The sequence below is a fragment of the Sphingomonas sp. S2-65 genome, assembly GCF_021513175.1.
Taxonomy (GTDB): domain Bacteria; phylum Pseudomonadota; class Alphaproteobacteria; order Sphingomonadales; family Sphingomonadaceae; genus Sphingomonas.
The window spans coordinates 794489-811145 of sequence record NZ_CP090953.1 but is presented as its reverse complement, the minus strand read 5'-3'; the positions used below and the strand labels follow the sequence as shown (position 1 = coordinate 811145).

At 63.0% G+C, this 16657-nt stretch carries 13 protein-coding genes; 6 read left to right on the top strand and 7 right to left on the bottom strand.

Translation table 11 applies throughout. From position 1 onward, the window contains the following. Window positions 1–71 precede the first annotated feature (71 nt). Window positions 72–1139, top strand: a complete 1068-nt coding sequence (locus LZ586_RS03880; protein ID WP_413777313.1) for a LacI family DNA-binding transcriptional regulator — start codon at window positions 72–74, stop codon at window positions 1137–1139. On the opposite strand, the gene LZ586_RS03875 is transcribed toward LZ586_RS03880, so the two are convergent. The 6 genes from LZ586_RS03875 to LZ586_RS03850 form a co-directional block, all read right to left on the bottom strand. After that, window positions 1126–2346 carry an SGNH/GDSL hydrolase family protein gene (locus LZ586_RS03875; protein WP_235078369.1) on the bottom strand — a complete coding sequence of 407 codons (1221 nt, stop codon included), beginning with the start codon at window positions 2344–2346 and terminating at the stop codon, window positions 1126–1128. The genes LZ586_RS03880 and LZ586_RS03875 overlap by 14 nt on opposite strands. Window positions 2347–2365: 19 nt before the next feature. Further along, complete coding sequence (locus LZ586_RS03870; protein WP_235078368.1) at window positions 2366–3853, bottom strand: tryptophan halogenase family protein; 1488 nt, start codon at window positions 3851–3853, stop codon at window positions 2366–2368. Next, window positions 3850–4893 carry a cupin-like domain-containing protein gene (locus tag LZ586_RS03865; protein ID WP_413777312.1) on the bottom strand — a complete coding sequence of 348 codons (1044 nt, stop codon included), beginning with the start codon at window positions 4891–4893 and terminating at the stop codon, window positions 3850–3852. The genes LZ586_RS03870 and LZ586_RS03865 overlap by 4 nt, the downstream gene beginning before the upstream one ends. Continuing rightward, on the bottom strand, window positions 4890–5600 hold the full coding sequence (locus LZ586_RS03860; protein WP_235078367.1) for a SapC family protein: 711 nt from the start codon (window positions 5598–5600) through the stop codon (window positions 4890–4892). The genes LZ586_RS03865 and LZ586_RS03860 overlap by 4 nt, the downstream gene beginning before the upstream one ends. Window positions 5601–5715: 115 nt before the next feature. Then, on the bottom strand, window positions 5716–8904 hold the full coding sequence (locus LZ586_RS03855) for a TonB-dependent receptor (protein WP_413777311.1): 3189 nt from the start codon (window positions 8902–8904) through the stop codon (window positions 5716–5718). 340 nt (window positions 8905–9244) lie between these two features. Next, window positions 9245–10510, bottom strand: coding sequence for an MFS transporter (locus LZ586_RS03850; protein WP_235078365.1), 1266 nt, complete (start codon window positions 10508–10510; stop codon window positions 9245–9247). Between the two features lie 220 nt (window positions 10511–10730). Here LZ586_RS03850 and LZ586_RS03845 point away from each other — a divergent pair, with 220 nt between their 5' ends. Next, entirely contained in the window at window positions 10731–11675 is a 945-nt protein-coding gene (locus LZ586_RS03845) for a DUF1080 domain-containing protein (RefSeq protein ID WP_235078364.1), read from the top strand. Here LZ586_RS03845 and LZ586_RS03840 read toward each other — a convergent pair whose 3' ends face one another. Continuing rightward, a complete protein-coding gene (locus LZ586_RS03840) occupies window positions 11676–12692 on the bottom strand; it encodes a LacI family DNA-binding transcriptional regulator (protein ID WP_235078363.1) in 1017 nt (338 codons plus the stop codon). Window positions 12693–12818: 126 nt separating this feature from the next. On the opposite strand from LZ586_RS03840, the gene LZ586_RS03835 reads away from it, so the two are divergent. The 4 genes from LZ586_RS03835 to LZ586_RS03820 are packed head-to-tail and all read left to right on the top strand — an operon-like array spanning window position 12819 to window position 16655. Beyond that, window positions 12819–14066 (top strand): MFS transporter, encoded by a 1248-nt coding sequence (locus tag LZ586_RS03835; RefSeq protein WP_235078362.1) that lies wholly within the window; start codon window positions 12819–12821, stop codon window positions 14064–14066. Beyond that, a complete protein-coding gene (locus LZ586_RS03830; protein WP_235078361.1) occupies window positions 14063–15133 on the top strand; it encodes a sugar phosphate isomerase/epimerase family protein in 1071 nt (356 codons plus the stop codon). Before LZ586_RS03835 ends, LZ586_RS03830 begins: the two co-directional genes overlap by 4 nt. After that, window positions 15130–16278 (top strand): Gfo/Idh/MocA family protein, encoded by a 1149-nt coding sequence (locus LZ586_RS03825; RefSeq protein ID WP_235078360.1) that lies wholly within the window; start codon window positions 15130–15132, stop codon window positions 16276–16278. Before LZ586_RS03830 ends, LZ586_RS03825 begins: the two co-directional genes overlap by 4 nt. After that, entirely contained in the window at window positions 16275–16655 is a 381-nt protein-coding gene (locus tag LZ586_RS03820) for a c-type cytochrome (RefSeq protein ID WP_235078359.1), read from the top strand. The genes LZ586_RS03825 and LZ586_RS03820 overlap by 4 nt, the downstream gene beginning before the upstream one ends. Window positions 16656–16657 lie beyond the last annotated feature (2 nt).

Here is a 16657-nt window from a genome sequence, read left to right as displayed (position 1 = left end):
GCCGCCGCCTTTGTTTCCAGGCGGCCGGGCGCAGGCTTGACCTTTCTGGCCAACTGCGGAAGTCCCCATTCGTGTCCAGGACCCCTCGTCGGCAGAAGCAGCTTGCCACCATCAGCGATGTAGCGCGTCGAGCCGGTGTCTCGGCGATGACGGTCAGTCGTGTGATCAACCGCGAAGCCAATGTCCGCGACGCCACCCGCCAGGTGGTGGAACAGGCCATTGCGGCGCTGAACTACGCCCCTAACCTCGCCGCGCGCAGTCTGGCGGGGGTTCGGCAGTTGCGGATCGGCTTGCTCTACAGCAATCCCAGCGCCGGCTATCTCAGCGAATTCCTAGTCGGCAGCCTCGATCAGGCGAGCCGCAGTGCTGCCCAGCTGGTGGTTGAGAAGTGCGACATCGGCGATCATGAGATCGAAGTGGCGCGCCGGCTGGTCGATGCCGGGATCGACGGCATCATCCTGCCGCCGCCTTTGTGCGATTCAGAAGGAGTGTTGGCGGTGCTGGAAGAATCCGGCACGCCTGCGGTCGTAGTCGCCACCGGCCGTCCGCGCGCCGGCGTGCTGTCGGTCGCGATCGACGATTTCGCCGCCGCATTGGCGATGACCGACCACATCCTGTCGCTTGGGCACCGGCGCATCGGCTTCATCGCCGGCAATCCCAATCAGACCGCGAGCGCCCGGCGTCTGGAGGGGTATCGCGCGGCGCTCGACCGGGCGGGGATCGCCGGCGACCCCGAACTGATCGCACAGGGGCTGTTCACGTATCGCTCGGGTCTCGACGCCGCCGAGCTCCTGCTCGATGTCGGCGATCCGCCGACGGCGATCTTCGCGGCCAATGACGACATGGCCGCGGCCACCGTCGCGGTGGCGCATCGTCGGGGCATCGACGTGCCGGGCGACCTCACCGTGTGCGGCTTCGACGACACCACCCTCGCCACGGCGATCTGGCCCGAGCTGACCACGATCCACCAGCCGATCGCGGATATGTCGCGGATCGCGGTGGAGACCCTGGTCGCGGCGGTACGCGAGCAGCGCTCGCAGAGTGATCCGCTGGGCCAGGTGCTCGATTTCACGCTGATCCGCCGCCAGTCGGACGCCACGCCCCGCAAGCGTCCCCGCGCGGCGCTTATTTCCCCTTGAACAGCGTCAGCGGCACGGCCTCGCCCATTGCGCGGTAGCCCGCGATCGACGGGTGCAGGTGATCCCCGGAATCATACGCCGGGTTGAGCCTGTCGGGCTGCGCCGGATCGCGCATGATCCGGTCGAAGTCGATCACCGCGTCGAACAGCCCGCTGGTGCGGATGAAGCGATTTACTGCCTGGCGGTCGGCCTCCAGCTCGGGGCCGGGATGGTAATAGCCATTGCCGCCGAACGGCATGATCGTGCCGCCGATCACCTTGATGCCGTGCGCGTGGGCGCGTGCGACCAGCTGGCTATAGGCCTGGATCAGCTGGGTGACGATGTCGGCATGCGCCTGCGGGGTCGCAGGCGCGTCGCGGGTCAGCACGCCCAGGTCGTTGACGCCTTCCAGCACGATCGCCCAGCGCACGCCACTGCGCGCGATCACGTCCCGGTCGAAGCGTGCGAGCAAATTGGGGCCCGATCCGTCGCGCAGGATCCGGTTGCCGCCGATCCCGGCATTGACCACGCCGATGCCTTCGCCGCGAAGCCTCACCGCCAACATATCGGTCCAGCGCGCATTGGTATCGGGCAGAACCCCATAGCCGTCGGTGATGGAATCCCCGATCGCGACCACCGCCCCCGCGGCACTTTCGCCAACTTCCACCTCGACATCCGCCAACCCCCACCACCGCGTCGTCGGCGTGGCATCGACGGGTTCCCGCTCCGCCACCTGGTTGCCGGGAATCAGGAAACTCGTCGTCCGCGAACCCGGATGCCCGGTCTGCCCGACCGGCGCCTGCGGCAGATAAAGGCTCACCGCAACGTCCCCGCCCGACGGTACCGTCATGTCCACCGGATCGGAATATACCTCTGCTCCCGCTGCGATGATGATCCCGGGTTGGCCGCCAAAGCGCAGCTGCCGTCCGCCCTCCATCAGGCCCGGTGCGCCAAGCCTGACGGGACGGCCCAGATGCGCGGCTCCGATCGCCAGCGGCTGCGTGCCGAACGCATTGGAGAACCGCACCCTTATGCGTTTGCCCGCGGCAGAGAGCCGGACAAACTGCCGCAGCGTGACATTGGAAGCCTGCGCCTGGGGGAGCACGTTTTCATCGGTCGGCACCATCTGCGCCGATCCCCAGCTGGACACCCATCGCTCGCCGGCCGTTACCGGATCGGCGATGAGCATCGCCGCGATCAGCGCGATCGTTCTTCCCAAGCGCACCATCCTGCTTCCCATCACTATGTTATGAAGACGCTCGGCAATAACGCGCGAGCGTTTCGGCGTGTAGCGGCATGCCGCGTACCGCCTTGGAAATGCCCGCGCGCAACTCGCCCAGGACCCGGTCCAGTTCGCCCGCGGGCATCAATCGCGCAAGCTGGTGATGCCCGCGCGGCTTCACGCCCTGACCCAGCAACACCTGCACCCAACTGTCGACGCGAAACAGGTCGTCCGACGCTTGGTACGCCTGCGCTCCTTCTTGGAACAACGCGATGCGGGCAGCTAGGCTGTCGGGGATCGCCATTGTTCGACACCGTTCCCAGAACGGCTCGTCCCGGCTGTTCAGGTGATAGTGGAGGATGATGAAATCGCGGACGCCCTCCATCTCGTGACGCGCCTGCGCATTGAAACGTGCCACCTGCGCTTCGCCGATACCCGCGAAAGGGAAGGCCTGGATCAGCCGAGTGACCGCCGTCTTGATCAAGTGAATGCTGGTCGATTCCAGTGGCTCGATGAAGCCGCTCGCCAGTCCCAGCGCGAGGCAGTTCTTGTTCCAAGCCTTGCGCCGTTGGCCGGTCCGATACCGGATCAGCCGAGGCTCGATCAGCGGCTTTCCCTCGACCGCGTCGAGCAACTGCTGCCGCGCGGCATCGGGTGAGAGGAAGTCACTGCAGAACACCAGGCCATTTCCGACGCGGTGTTGGAGCGGGATCTTCCACCGCCATCCTGCCTGGTGAGCAATGGCGCGCGTATACGGCACCGGCGATGCGACAGCCTCTGTCTGCACGGCAAAGGCGCTGTCCGTGCTGATCCAACGGCCCCAATCCTCGAATCCGGTCTCAAGCGTCTGCTCGATCAGCAATGCGCGAAAGCCGGTGCAATCTAGGAAAAGGTCGCCCTCGACACGCTCGCCAGATTCGAGGATCAGCGCAGTCAGGAACCCAGTGTCGGCATTTTGCTCGACTTGGGAAATCTTACCCTCGACGCGGCGCACGCCCGCAGGCTCGCTCAGGTGCCTGAGGAAGCGAGCATAGAGCGTGGCATCGAGGTGATAGGCATATTGAACCGGAGCATCGGGACCCGCCACCACGCGTTCCGCCTCGGCTGCCTGTAATTCAAGGCTGTACTCGGCAAGCGAGCCGCCAAAACCCTGCTTCTGCGCCTCCAGCCAGAAGTGATGGAAATCCGCCATCCAGCTCGCTTGGCGACCGATTTGGCCGAACGAGTGAAAATAGCGATCGCCCTCGTGCGTCCAGTTCTCGAACGCGATGCCCAGTTTGAAGCTGGCCTGCGTCTCGCGCATGAAGGTCGGCTCGTCGATGCCGAGCAGTTGGTGAAAGCGGCGCGATGTCGGGATGGTGGACTCGCCGACTCCGACGGTGCCGATCTCATCGGATTCGACAAGAGTGATGTCGAGCAGTGGGCCTAGCTGCTTTACCAACGCGGCGGCCGCAATCCACCCGGCGGTTCCGCCGCCTGCGATCACAACCCGGCTGATGCGCTTTTCGGTCATCGGTTGAGCTTGCTCAACAGCTGCGCGCGCAGCCGGCGCGCGGTGAACTCATCCAACGGGCCGAGGGGGCCGCGGGCACGGTCGGGCAGATGCGCTCCGGCACGGTCGGCGGGTCCGAATATGTAATAGTCGAAGAGCGCCCTCCACGCGTTTTTTTCAGGCTGAGGCCGGTCGCGCAGGCTGAGCAGTGCGTGCAGCAACGTGTTCTGCGGGCTGTCCATGAACGCTGGCGAGGTATTCCACCAATAGTTCACCAGCACATTGAAGGGGTCGAGCGCCTCGACATGATGCCACCACAAGGCCGGGTAGAAGAGCACATCACCGGCCTCGAGTTCCGCGATCTCAGCGACGGCCACAGCCGCGCTAAAGCGAGGGTGCGCGGCGAAGTCGGGCCGGGCGAAATCGACCATGCTGACCACCTGGCCGCCAGGGGTGGGTTCCAGCGGCCCGGGGTACAAATTTTCAACCTGATTGGGGGGGAAAAGCGTGAATCGCCGACGTCCAACTAGGCAGCAGGCAAGATTGTGCGACATGTCGTAATGCGCCGCCGCCGTGGTTCGGTTGCCGATCCATATGCTCGCGATCGGTGCATTGTCGGCGAACATCGGGTGATCGAGTGTCAGGTCGTTCCCGGCTTCGCGAAAGCCCGGCAAGTAGATGCCGAGGTCCGTCGAGCCGACATAGAAGGACGGTGGCTCGGAGTCCGAGAGATGGGCCGCGATCTGATCGAGTATTGCCGCCAAGCCGATACGTGCGCCTTCGAAATTGAAGCCGGTTACGTCGTCGTTGTAGAAGAACCGTCCGGCTATGGCCGGGGCGCCCTTGAAGCCCACCACGGGTCGGCCAGCGTCGAAGCCCCGCAGATACGCGAGTGCGTTCTGCGCCGAACCCGATCCTTCGCGCACAAGGGGCCAATCGGATGCCACGCCCCTCAGGATGGTAGGCTGCTGCTCGTTCATCAGCCTGTCGAAGGGAATCGCATCGGGCGCGACTCCCTCCATCACGCGGGTACGCTGCGCGACAAGCCCGACATGGCTCATATGGCACCTCGGCGCGCGTTCTTGCGCCTGATCAACTCGCCGATATTACCGAGCGAAGTGGGGATGAGAAATGCCGGCGCGAGAAAGTCCGCCTTTTGCAATGTCTCCAACTGCGTGCCGGTAAGCGCGTTTAGCCGTTCCCGTGCCAGTACCTCGTAACCGGTAATCGCGTAGCGGGTGTCTTCATTCAGCATTACCTCCAGCGCAACTGGCTCGATCAGGCCGAGCGCGTCGAACGCCGCGTACATCGTCCTGGCACCTTCAACCCCTGCATGGATCAGCCGCAGCAGATGCGTGACATGGTTCAGATAAGGCCCGTTGCCGCCGTGCTGCAGGAAGATCGCCGCTCCGTCGGGGGCTCCGGTTCGGGGGTCGTCCAGATCGATGTGCAGCATCGGCGTTCCCCCCCCGGTCGCGTCCGTGCCGATGGAAAAGGGCCCACGCTGCTGAAGCAGGGGGATGTGCCTGCTGGTCCAGCGATCCCCGTTGAGGAACAGGTTCTCGTCGCGGTCCAATCCCAGCAGGGCTACTGCGTCCAGACCGGCAGGACCTCGCTGGAAAACGATCGGGAATTCGCGCTGCGCCGCCTCGAACTCGGCCGGAAAGACCTGCACCTGGTTAACCGCGTCGCCGAACTCCGCCCCGTAGCGGATCGCGACAGTCAGGTCGCGGTGATCGACGTTGTTGAGCACGACCCTGTTGGGCATCGGTGACTATATTCCAACCGTGACGAAGGCAGCATGACGCAAACCGCGTGGCGTCTCAACATGCGAAGGGGAGGGATGCCGTGTGCGTCCCCCTCCCTCCACAACCTGGATCTCCTCAGAAGCGGAAGCGCGCGCCGAGCAGGAATCGGCGGTCGAGTTCCTGTGCGAACCAGAGCTGCTGTTCGTCGCGGGCGTATGTGCGGACGCTTTCTTCGGTAAGGTTGATACCTTCCAGGGTGATCGCGACCTGAGGCGTGATCTCGTAGCTGATGGTGGCATCGAGCTGGCCAAAGGGCGCGGTGAACTCCGGATTGCGCGAGCCCTGGCGATTGATCCCGGACAGGAACCGATCGCGCCAGTTATAGGCTACCCGTGCCGACAGTCCGTTCTTCTCATAGATCAGCGTGCCGCTGATCGTATCGGAAAGTCCGAGCAGGGCAAACTGGTCCTCGCCCGGGCTAGCTCCGATGTTGAAGCCGACATCACCGCGGACCAGCGTATATTGCGCCGCTACACCAAAGCCTGAGTTACCCAGGAAATATTGGCCCGCAAGCTCGACACCGTAGATTTCGGCATCCTTGTTATTGATCGGGCGCGAGAGCTGGAACTGGTACAGCGGGTCGGCGGCGTTCCCCGACACATCCAGCGAGTTGTTGATCGACTGCACATAGGCATCGCTGAGCGATCCGCTGGCAGTATTGTAGTTCGCGCTGAACTCCGTCGTTGCCGCCGCGACCGAGCCGCGAGCCTGGATGAGTGCTGTCATCACGAACAGGTTGACGTCGCTCGTACCCGCGCCGAGCGATTGCAGTGCATTCCGGGCATCCGCCGAGCGACCCGAGACGCCCGAACTTGGATCACGCAGGCCGAACAGGCTCGTGTTGGTCTGACCATTGCCGATAAAGTTGTGAACCCGCTTGTCGAAGAATGCGACCGACACATAGCTGTCGGGTTTGAAGTACCATTCCAGCGAGGCGTCGAAATTGTCCGAAACAAGGGGAGACAGGCGCGCATTGCCGACGTTCGCACCTGCGATGCCGCCGTTATAGATCGGCCGCGGCGGGCCGCCGACCGTCGTGGCGGTATAGAGGTTGTTGTAGTTCGGACGCGCGATCGTCTTGCTGTAGGAGAGGCGGCCGATCAGGTTCCGCGCCACCTCGACCTGGAAGTCGATCGAAGGCAGGATCTGGTCATAGCTGTTGCCGTCCTCGACGCTCTGGGTCTGGTTCGAAATCACGACGGTGAAGTCATTGTCCGAAACCCAGTTGATCGCGCCTGGGATCGCCTCAAGCGAGGTGGTACGCGACTTGGTTCGCTCGTAGCGAAGCCCGGCGACCAGACGAGAATCGGCACCCGCCAGATCGCCCTTCCAGGTCAATTGCCCGTAAGCGGACCAGATTTCTTCCTTGACTCGATTGTCCTGGTTGCTGGTGACGCCAACGGCGTTGCCGCGGCCCGCATAATAAGGCGAAAGGATCGAATAGATGTCCGACGCCACGCCGCGGAAGGCGAGCTGTGACTCTGGATCGCCGCCGGGATTGAACTGGTCGAACTTGCACTCGAGGCAGAAACTCTGGAGCGCGCCGGGCGCCAGCCGCTCCACGTCCCCGGGGCTGGTGATGCCCCAGTCGCCGAGCGTCTGCTGAGTCGACACGAAGGTTTGGTGCATGTCGGTCTGGCGATAGTCGCCGCCGAAATCAAACCGGTTGCCATTGCCCAGGTCCCAACCGAAATCGGCGCGGAACTGCTTGACGGTTTGCTCCTGAGTTGAGCGATTGGTGCGCCCCACCTGCGAGCCGACATCGTTGACATCGAGAGGCCCGCCCGGGCCGAACGTGATGTCCTGCTGCGGGATCCCGCTGGTGTAATCCACCGAATGGGAAGCGACCACATTGGCGCCCATCCCGACCAGCGTCGACGTTACGCCGTTCGGATTATCGGGTCGGCTCGACGATTTCGAATAATGACCGTCCAGATTGAGCGAGAAGTTGCTTGCCAGTTCCCACTGGGCGTTCAGCCCGTAATCCTGCAGTTCGCCCTTCTGCGCGCGTGACTGTGCCTCGAAGCCCTCGTCCTTCTGGCCGTTGATCGTCTCGTGAACATATTGCGCGGTCGCGACCGTCGGATTGCTGTCGAATGTCACCACATCGAACGGTCGGCTGAACCAGTTCGACAGGTCCGAACGCGTCTCGCGCTGCTTGTTCTGCGCATAGAGCGCGTCGGCGGTCAGGGTTAGCGAGTCAGTAGGCTTGAACTGGATTACCGCCTGCCCGTTGATGCGCTCGCGCGTGCCCTCGGCATAGTGATAACGGCTGTCGTTCGGAATCGCCACCAACTGGTTGGGGTTGGAGGGCGCGTTGTTGACTACGGTACATCCGGCCGTCGGAGTAGCTCCGGCGCAGATTTGCGGGATCGGCGGATCACCCACTACTGTCGCGGGAGTGTTCCGTACGAAGCCGCCCGTCAGGAAGGTGCTGTACGGGACGATGTTCCAATCATTGGAAGTAGCCGCGATCGAAGTGTAATTGCGCTTCTGATAGCTACCGAACAGCGACACGCCGAAGCGTTGATCGGCATCGCTCCAGCTCAGCACGCCGGAGAATTCGGGCGTGACCTTCGAGCCGCAATCGATGCAATCGTCGACGCTGGTATCGTAAACAGCCTTTGCGCCGATGCTGCCGTTCAATCCGGAGTCGCGACTGTCGAGCGGGCGGCGGGTGACGACGTTGATCGTAGCGCCAATGCCTCCCGAGGGAACAGCAGCGCGCCCGGTCTTGTAGACCTCCAAGGTGCGGACGCCTTCGGTCGCGAGATTGGAGAAGTCGAAGGAGCGGCTGGTGCCTTGCGCACCATCGGCATTCTGGTCACCGCCGACTACGGAAACGTTCGACGTGGCAAGTTGCCTGCCGTTCAGCGTCACCATGTTATAGGTTGGGCCGAAACCGCGCACCGTGACCAGCGATCCTTCGCCGTTGGTGCGGTTGATCGATACTCCGGGGATCCGCTGCAGCGACTCGGCTAGGTTCGTATCTGGAAATTTGCCGATATCCTCGGCCGAAATCGCGTCTACGATGCCGGAGGCATCCCGCTTTATGGCGATCGAGCGCTCTAGCGATGCCCGGATGCCGGTAACCACCACCTCATCGCCCATCTCCTCTTCCTGGGAGATCGGACTCGCCGCTCCCGGAGTGGCGGTCGGGCTCGCATTCTGCGCAAGCGCCGCACCGGACATGAGGAAACCTGCAGTGATTGCAATAACGGAAGCCGAACGCGCGAACGTCGGAGCAAGCCTCGAGCTAGTCATATCCCCTCCTGATCCGCCAGCTGCAAGGCGCCGACGAGTTGATTTAGACGCGGATATTTCCTGTCGCCTCTGATAACGCTAACATTCCATTTGCATATGTCAACTACAGTATTGTCTGGATGCAAGCACTACCGCGTATAGCATTGTGCAATGCAACAAATCGCCGCGTTAGTTAAGTATGATAATAAGGATAGATGACGTTTATCGACAGCTTCACTGGCGACGCTCCGTCCTCAACGCCGTGCTCATGTGGAACCGTCAAGATGTGTGCTCTGCGATACTGACTGAAAGAGAGTCGCTCGAGCACCTGTTTTGTCGCGTTGCGCGTCGGCGCTGGATTTCAATGAGGACGTGGTAACCGTCGCTCGACCAAAACCACGCCGCATCCTGCCACGGCCAAGCACGTCGCGAGAAACACCATCGGCGCCAAGTCACTTTCGTACCGGTCGCGAACCGCAGGAACCACCGCTTGCGCTACGAAGCCGCCCAGATTGCCTACGGAGTTTACCGCGGCAAATCCCGCGGCGGCACGTGCTCCGGAAAGGAAGCGCGGGGGTAGTGTCCAGAACACCGGCTGCCCAGAAAATATGGCGGCCGCTGCGAGGCTGAGCAGCGCGAATTGAAGAACATGGCCGGAGACGAGGACGCTCGAGACGAGAAGGAGCGCGCCAGCGAGCGCCGGCCCGGCCGCATGCCAAATCTGGTTACGATAGCGCGCCGCGTGGCGCGGTACCGCCCACAGGGCCAGTGCGACCAGCGTCCAAGGAATGATGTTGAGAAATCCGTTCACGGTGTTCGATACGCCGAAGCCCCGTACTATGGTCGGCAGCCAATAGCTCAGTCCGTAGGCAGCCAGCGGGTATCCGACATATACGAGCGAGAGGAGCAGGACGCGGTAATCTGCGAGCGCGGTCCAGGCGGCGCGATGATCTTCCTCGTGCGCCTCGCTCGCCAATGCGCTGGCCAGCCACGCCTTTTGCTCAGGTGTTAGCCAAGATGCTTGTTCGGGGCCTCGCGGCAAAAGGAACAGGACGCCCGGGGCGAGAAGCACTGCGGGGAGGCCGGTGGCGAGGAACACCCACTGCCAGCCTGCCAGCCCCAGCACGCCGTCCTGATCCAGCAATAAGCCGCCAATAGCCGCGCCGACTGCGTTGGCGACGGCGCTTGCAAGCATGAAGAGTCCTACTGCTCGCGCACGATGGCTGGCGGGGAACCACAGCGTCAGCACGTACAGGACCCCCGGGAAAAATCCGGCTTCCGCCGCTCCCAGCAGGAACCGAAGTATGTAGAACGCAGTGGGATTGGGCGTGAATGCGAGCAATATCGTTATCAGGCCCCAAGTCGCCATGATCCGGGCGAACCATATTCGCGCTCCGACTTTGTGGAGGAAGATGTTGCTGGGAACTTCGAAGAAGAAGTAACCGATGAAGAATAGGGCGGCGCCGAGCCCGTAAGCGGCTTCGCTGAGCCCAAGCGCATCGACCATCTGTAGTTTGGCATAGGAGATATTCTGCCGGTCTATATAGGCGATCATGTACAGCAGGCCGAGCAACGGCATGAGCCGTGACATGACACGACGGACAGTCCTGCGTTCCAGGTCGTTCATCGGCTATCTCCCCATGTCGTTCGGCATCTGGCTTATGGTGCTCTGAGGGGAGACGCGTAACATTGTTCTAATGCCCGGTGGAAGCATCTCGGGGTCGGGGGTGTTGCTGGAGAACGTCGTCTTCGGCGTAGCTCGCTCGAAGTAAGGGACTGCTCAGTGGTCAGCGAGGCGGGGTTGGACTAGGGTGGTCAAATACGTGAACGAGACGTGGGGAGAAGGCATGGTGCGGGTGAGCTCAGGATTGATCGCCGTGATTATGTTGCCGCTCTCAGCATTGGCACAGACCTCGACCGAGCAGGCTCGAACGATCGGCGGAGAGCCTTCTCGGGCAGTCCAGCGTCTCGCGCTCGTCGATCTGCCTCGCCGGGCCGGACCCGTCAAAGAGTTGTTCGACGGCCATGACTTGGGCGAATGGGATGCCTGGCTCGGATACCCCGATCCCGTCGTCACGTATAAGAATGACCCCGTCAACAAGCCGATCGGTACGAGCCGCGCCACGAGCGGTGATTTTGCGGTACGGGAAGTCGATGGTGCTCCCGCGATCTGGATCAAAGGCGAGACCTGGGGCAGTCTTGTCCATCGCGCCGACCTACGCGACTATCATTTGCGGCTTCAGTTCAAATGGGGCGCCAAGACCTGGGCGCCGCGCGAGAGCCAGCCGCGTAACAACGGGCTGCTCTATCACACGCATGGCGCGCCGGGGGAAGTGTTCGGGACGTGGCGGCCGTCGATGGAATTCGAAATCATGAAAGGCTCGACCGGAATGGTCGTTACGGTCGGCCGGCAGGTACGTGCGCAGACAACCGCGGGGTTCGACCCAACCCTGATCGCACCGCACCTGCGATTCCGCCTGAACGGGCGACCTGTCGAGATGGTAAATGGAACCGCGACCTGGAATGTGGAGGCGGCGACCGACGCGGAGCGGCCAGTGGGTGAGTGGAACACGCTGGATCTGTACGTCCTCGGCGACCGCGCCGTCCATGTCGTGAACGGCATCCCGGTTGCACAGGTCTGGGGCCTGGCGACGATCGCATCCGACGGCAGCCGTCAGCCGCTGACTCACGGCCACATCCAGCTTCAGTCGGAAGGCGCGGAGACCTGGTTCCGGAACATCACCGTCGAACCGATCCGAAGTTTGCCGCGAGTGGTCTCCTCCAGGCGCTGACTACCGCCCGCTCGTGCCGGAAAGAAAGGGCGCAGTGCTACCGCGAACGATAAGTTCGTGGGGGAGCGTCAGCTGCCGGATCGGCTGCGGGGCGTCGCGCAAGATGCCGACGAGTAGCTCAACGGCGCGCCGCCCGATCAGGCCCTTGGGTTGCGCGATCGTGGTCAGGGCAGGCTGGAAAAATCGGGCGAGTGGAAGATCATCGAACCCGATGACCGATACATCTGCTGGGCAGGCAAGACCCGCCTGATGAATAGCGCTCATCGCGCCCATGGCCATCTCGTCATTGAAGCAGAAGATCGCCGTAACCTTCTGGGTGATCAGATCGCTCGCATGCTCGAATGCCGACTTGGCGGAATAATCGCCGACACGCAGCTGGAGGCGCTCGCCAAGCCCATGGCGCTCGGCCGCAGACGTCGCTCCTGCAAGTCGGTCGCGGCTGATCGGGCTGATCGACGGGCCGGTGATGATGCCGATGTCGCGATGGCCCAACGCGATCAGATGCTCCACCGCATCACCGCCGGCAGCGGCATTGTCGATATGGACGCTGGGCACTCCAATATCGGAGCTGTATTCACACCCGTTCACGATCGGCGCTGACTTCCCCTTGCGGGCCAGCAGCGGGGTCAGACTTGTCGGCAAACGATGGCCCAGGAAGATGAGGCCGTCGACTTCGCGGCGCGCCAGCATCTCCGCATATTGTTCTTCAACTTCCGGGTCGTGGCGCGTGTCGCCCACGATGATGGCATATCCTGCGTCGCGCGCCGCTTCTTCCGCCCCGCGGATCACGCTGGCGAAGAAGGGATTGGAGATATCGGGGACGGTGAGGAGAAGCTTTGCCGCCCTCAGCGTCCGCAGACTTCGGGCCGCGACGTTCGGCTGGTAACCCAGCGCTTCGACGACCTCGAGCACCCGTTCGCGCGTTGGCGCGGCAACGCGGTCCGGCTGGCTCAGCACCCGCGACACCGTCGCCGTGGAGACACCGGCCACGGCCGCGACTTGGATGATCGTCGTCATGACTGCTTCATGTGGCTTGCGATGAACCGTGTCGATAGCGTGCGATGTAATCCTTTACATCGACCATTCGCGTGCATAGGCTGACCAACGAAGCGCAGGGAAACTGCACTCGGGGAGGATAAGCGCATGGTCGCTGCTGAAGGAACGCTGACAGGTGTGGCGCGGCCAACGTCGGCAATGCTGACGGGGCGCCTGAGCGCACTGATGTTCATGCAGTTCTTCATATGGGGAGCATGGAACGTCACGCTCGGGCTGGTGATGCAGACCGTAGGCATCGGCAATCTGATCGCCAACGCGTTTTCGGTCGGGCCGATCGCTTCGATCGTCGGTTCCTTTCTGCTCGGCATGGCAGCGGTGCGTTACTTCAGTCCCAAGATGCTGATGGTGATCCTGCACCTGATCGGCGGTGCGATCCTGTTCGCGCTTCCTGAGATGGTGACGCCGGAGCATGGCAACACGTTCGTGTGGGTGCTCCTCGGCTACATGATCCTCTATATGCCGACAGTAGGCCTTGCCAACACGATCGCGCTTAAGAGCTTCGGCGAGCGCGTGGACCGCTTTCCCTTCGTGCGCGCTTTCGGGACGCTCGGTTGGATCGCCGCCGGCCTGATCATCGGCTGGTCGGGCCTCTCCGACAGTCCTGAGATCTTCCGGGTCGCGGCGATCGTGTCAGTGGTTCTGGGGCTGTACAGCTTCACCTTGCCCAACGTCGAACCCGATGCGCCGCGCGACGAAAGCGTGATCCGCCAAGTGCTGTGCGTCGAGGCGTTCGGGCTGATGCGCCAGCGCTCGTTCCTGATCTTCATCATCAGCGCGACGCTGATCTCTATCCCGCTGGCAATGTATTACGCCTATGCCTCGGCCTATCTCGGCACTGCCGGGATCGAGAATGTCGGCGGCACCATGTCGATCGGGCAGATGTCCGAGCTGGCGTTCATGTTCTCAATGCCGTGGCTGTATCGCCGCTTCGGCGTGAAGCCGCTGCTGCTGGTTGGCATGGCGGCCTGGGCGGCGCGTTATGCCCTCTTCGCGATCGGTGATGGCGGCGACTCGCTTTGGGCGATCTATCTGGGCGTGGCGCTGCATGGGGTATGCTACGACTTCTTCTTCGTCGCCGGCGCGATCTACACCGGCACCATTGCCTCGCCCAAGGGCGTGAACGCGCAAGCCCAAGGCATGTTGACCCTGTTCACCTATGGTGTCGGCATGCTGCTCGGCTCACAGATCGGCGGGTTCCTCTATGCTCAGTTGCCGGCCAATGCGACCATCGCCGACTGGCAGCATATGTGGTGGTATCCGGCGATTGCCGCTGCGGTGATCGCCATCCTGTTCCAGCTCAGCTTTCGAGACGACAGCCGCGAGGTGCGCGCATGACGGGCATGAAGGGACCTGGCATCTTCCTGGCGCAGTTCCTCGGCGACGCAGCCCCGTTCGACACGCTCGAGCACCTGGCGGAGTGGGCCGCCGGCCTGGGCTTCGTCGGAGTCCAAATTCCTTGCGACACCCGGCTGATCGACTTGTCCGCGGCCGCGGAAAGCAAAGGCTATTGCGACGATCTGCGGGGGCGGTTGGCCCGGTTCGGGATCGAGCCGACCGAGTTGTCGACTCACCTCCAGGGGCAATTGGTCGCGGTACATCCGGCCTATGACACACTGTTCGACGGGTTTGCTCCGGCGGCGCTGCACGGGAAGCCGGCTGAGCGCCAGGCCTGGGCCGTGGAGCAAGTGAAGCTCGCGGCGCGGGCGAGTGCCAATCTAGGCCTGTCGGCACACGCCACCTTCTCCGGCGCACTGGCTTGGCCCTATGTCTATCCTTGGCCGCAGCGCCCCGCGGGGCTGGTGGAAGAGGCCTTTGCCGAGCTTGCGAGGCGGTGGACGCCAATCCTCGACGTGTTCGAAGACGTCGGTGTCGACTGCGCGTTCGAGATACATGCCGGCGAAGACATCCATGATGGCGCGTCCTGGGAGCGGTTCCTTGACGTGGTGGATCATCATCCCCGCGCGCGCATCCTGTTCGACCCGTCGCATTACGTGCTGCAACAACTCGACTATCTAGACTTCATCGACCGCTATCACGACCGGATTTCCTGCTTCCACGTCAAGGACGCCGAGTTCAATCCGACCGGGCGCTCGGGAGTGTATGGCGGGTATGAAAGCTGGGTAAACCGCGCCGGCAGGTTCCGCTCCACCGGCGATGGCCAGGTGGATTTCGGAGGGGTTTTCAGCAAGCTGGCGCAATATGGTTATGACGGTTGGGCCGTGCTCGAATGGGAGTGCGCCTTGAAGCGCGCGGAGGACGGTGCCCGTGAGGGCGCACCCTTCATCCAGCACCACATCATCCGCGTGACCGAACGTGCCTTCGACGATTTTGCTGCCAGCGGCGTCGATCGGGGGGCGATCCGCAAGTTGCTTGGGCTCTCGGCAGAGCCCTCCCTGACATGACACGGCAATCGCTTCGGCTGGGCATGGTTGGCGGAGGGGAGGGCGCCTTTATCGGCGCAGTGCACCGCATGGCCGCAGCGCTGGACGGCGAATGGCGGGTGACCGCGGGAGCGTTCAGCACCGATAGCGGGCGCAACGCACGCACTGGCGCACAGCTAGGGCTCGATCCCCAACGTACCTACGACACCTTTGATGCGATGCTTGCAGGCGAGGCGTCACTTCCGGCCGACGATCGGATTGATGCAATCGCGGTGGTGACGCCGAACCACCTGCACGCGCCCATGGCAATCGCTGCGCTTCAGGCAGGCTTTCACGTGTTCTGCGAAAAGCCGATCGCGATGAGCGACGCTGAGGCTCAGGCCATCGCCGAAACGGTGCAGGCGACTGGACGTCGTTTCGCGCTGGCCTTCACCTATAGCGGCTATCCGCTGATCGAAGAGGCGCGCACCCGGATCGCGCAGGGCGATCTCGGCGCAATCCGTCTGGTTCAAGTCGAATATCTCCAGGGTTGGCTCAGCCAACCAATCGACATTCAGGGGAACAAGCAGGCTGAATGGCGCACCGATCCGGCACGCGCGGGGCTAGGCGGCTGCCTGGGCGACATCGGGACACATGCCTTTCAATTGGCCGAGCATGTCTCCGGCCTTCTCGTGCAGGCTGTCTCCGCCGACCTCACCATCCATGTGCCCGGCCGCCGGCTGGATGACGACGTCAGCGCACTGCTTCGCTTTGAGGGCGGGGCGCGCGGCACGTTGAAGGCCAGCCAAGTCGCGGCAGGCGAGGAAAATGGGCTCAAGCTGCGCATCCACGGTGAACGCGGTGGGCTGGAGTGGGCACAGATGGAGCCCAACACATTGACGCTGCGCTGGCTCGATCGTCCGTCGGAGATCGTGCGCGCCGGCGGACCAGGTCTGCAGGATAGCGCCATGCGGCTGCTCCGGACGCCTGCTGGACATCCGGAGGGATATATCGAGGCATTCGCCAATCTCTATCGCAGCTTCGCGGCTGCGATCCGGGGCGAAGAGTCGACTTGGGTTCCCGGCGTACCCGATGGCCTGCGCACCATGAAGTTTGTCGAAGCCGTCATCGCCAACGCGGCTTCCGGCCGAAAGTGGACGAGCATCGATCCAGGAGAGAGTGAATGAAGCTTATCGTGTGCCTGGGAGTGGGAACGGTTGCAGCACTGACGCTCGCCGTAACCTCCGTTCCCACCGTGGCCCAGACCGCTGCGCCACCTGCCTTTGCCGCATGCAAGGCGTGCCACACCGTTCAGAAGGGCGGGAAGAACGGCGTCGGTCCCAACCTGTACGGGGTGGTCGGTCGACCGGCGGCATCGGCGTCGGGCTTCAACTATTCGGCCGCGCTCAAGGGATCGAAGCTGCGCTGGGACGATGCCACCCTCAACCAGTTCCTGGCAGCGCCGAGCAAGAAGGTGCCAGGCACACGCATGCCGATCGGCATGGCCGACGCGGCCAAGCGCGCGGCGATCATCGCCTATCTCAAGGCGGAAAGCGCGAAATGAAG

Bases quoted from the DNA above. Each gene is read 5' to 3' on its own strand.
- LZ586_RS03850 (WP_235078365.1), bottom strand. From the start codon at position 10,510: ATGAACGACCTGGAACGCAGGACTGTCCGTCGTGTCATGTCACGGCTC.
- LZ586_RS03835 (WP_235078362.1), top strand. From the start codon at position 12,819: ATGGTCGCTGCTGAAGGAACGCTGACAGGTGTGGCGCGGCCAACGTCG.
- LZ586_RS03840 (WP_235078363.1), bottom strand. From the start codon at position 12,692: ATGACGACGATCATCCAAGTCGCGGCCGTGGCCGGTGTCTCCACGGCG.
- LZ586_RS03820 (WP_235078359.1), top strand. From the start codon at position 16,275: ATGAAGCTTATCGTGTGCCTGGGAGTGGGAACGGTTGCAGCACTGACG.
- LZ586_RS03865 (WP_413777312.1), bottom strand. From the start codon at position 4,893: ATGAGCCATGTCGGGCTTGTCGCGCAGCGTACCCGCGTGATGGAGGGA.
- LZ586_RS03855 (WP_413777311.1), bottom strand. From the start codon at position 8,904: ATGACTAGCTCGAGGCTTGCTCCGACGTTCGCGCGTTCGGCTTCCGTT.
- LZ586_RS03860 (WP_235078367.1), bottom strand. From the start codon at position 5,600: ATGCCCAACAGGGTCGTGCTCAACAACGTCGATCACCGCGACCTGACT.
- LZ586_RS03825 (WP_235078360.1), top strand. From the start codon at position 15,130: ATGACACGGCAATCGCTTCGGCTGGGCATGGTTGGCGGAGGGGAGGGC.
- LZ586_RS03830 (WP_235078361.1), top strand. From the start codon at position 14,063: ATGACGGGCATGAAGGGACCTGGCATCTTCCTGGCGCAGTTCCTCGGC.
- LZ586_RS03875 (WP_235078369.1), bottom strand. From the start codon at position 2,346: ATGGTGCGCTTGGGAAGAACGATCGCGCTGATCGCGGCGATGCTCATC.
- LZ586_RS03870 (WP_235078368.1), bottom strand. From the start codon at position 3,853: ATGACCGAAAAGCGCATCAGCCGGGTTGTGATCGCAGGCGGCGGAACC.
- LZ586_RS03845 (WP_235078364.1), top strand. From the start codon at position 10,731: ATGGTGCGGGTGAGCTCAGGATTGATCGCCGTGATTATGTTGCCGCTC.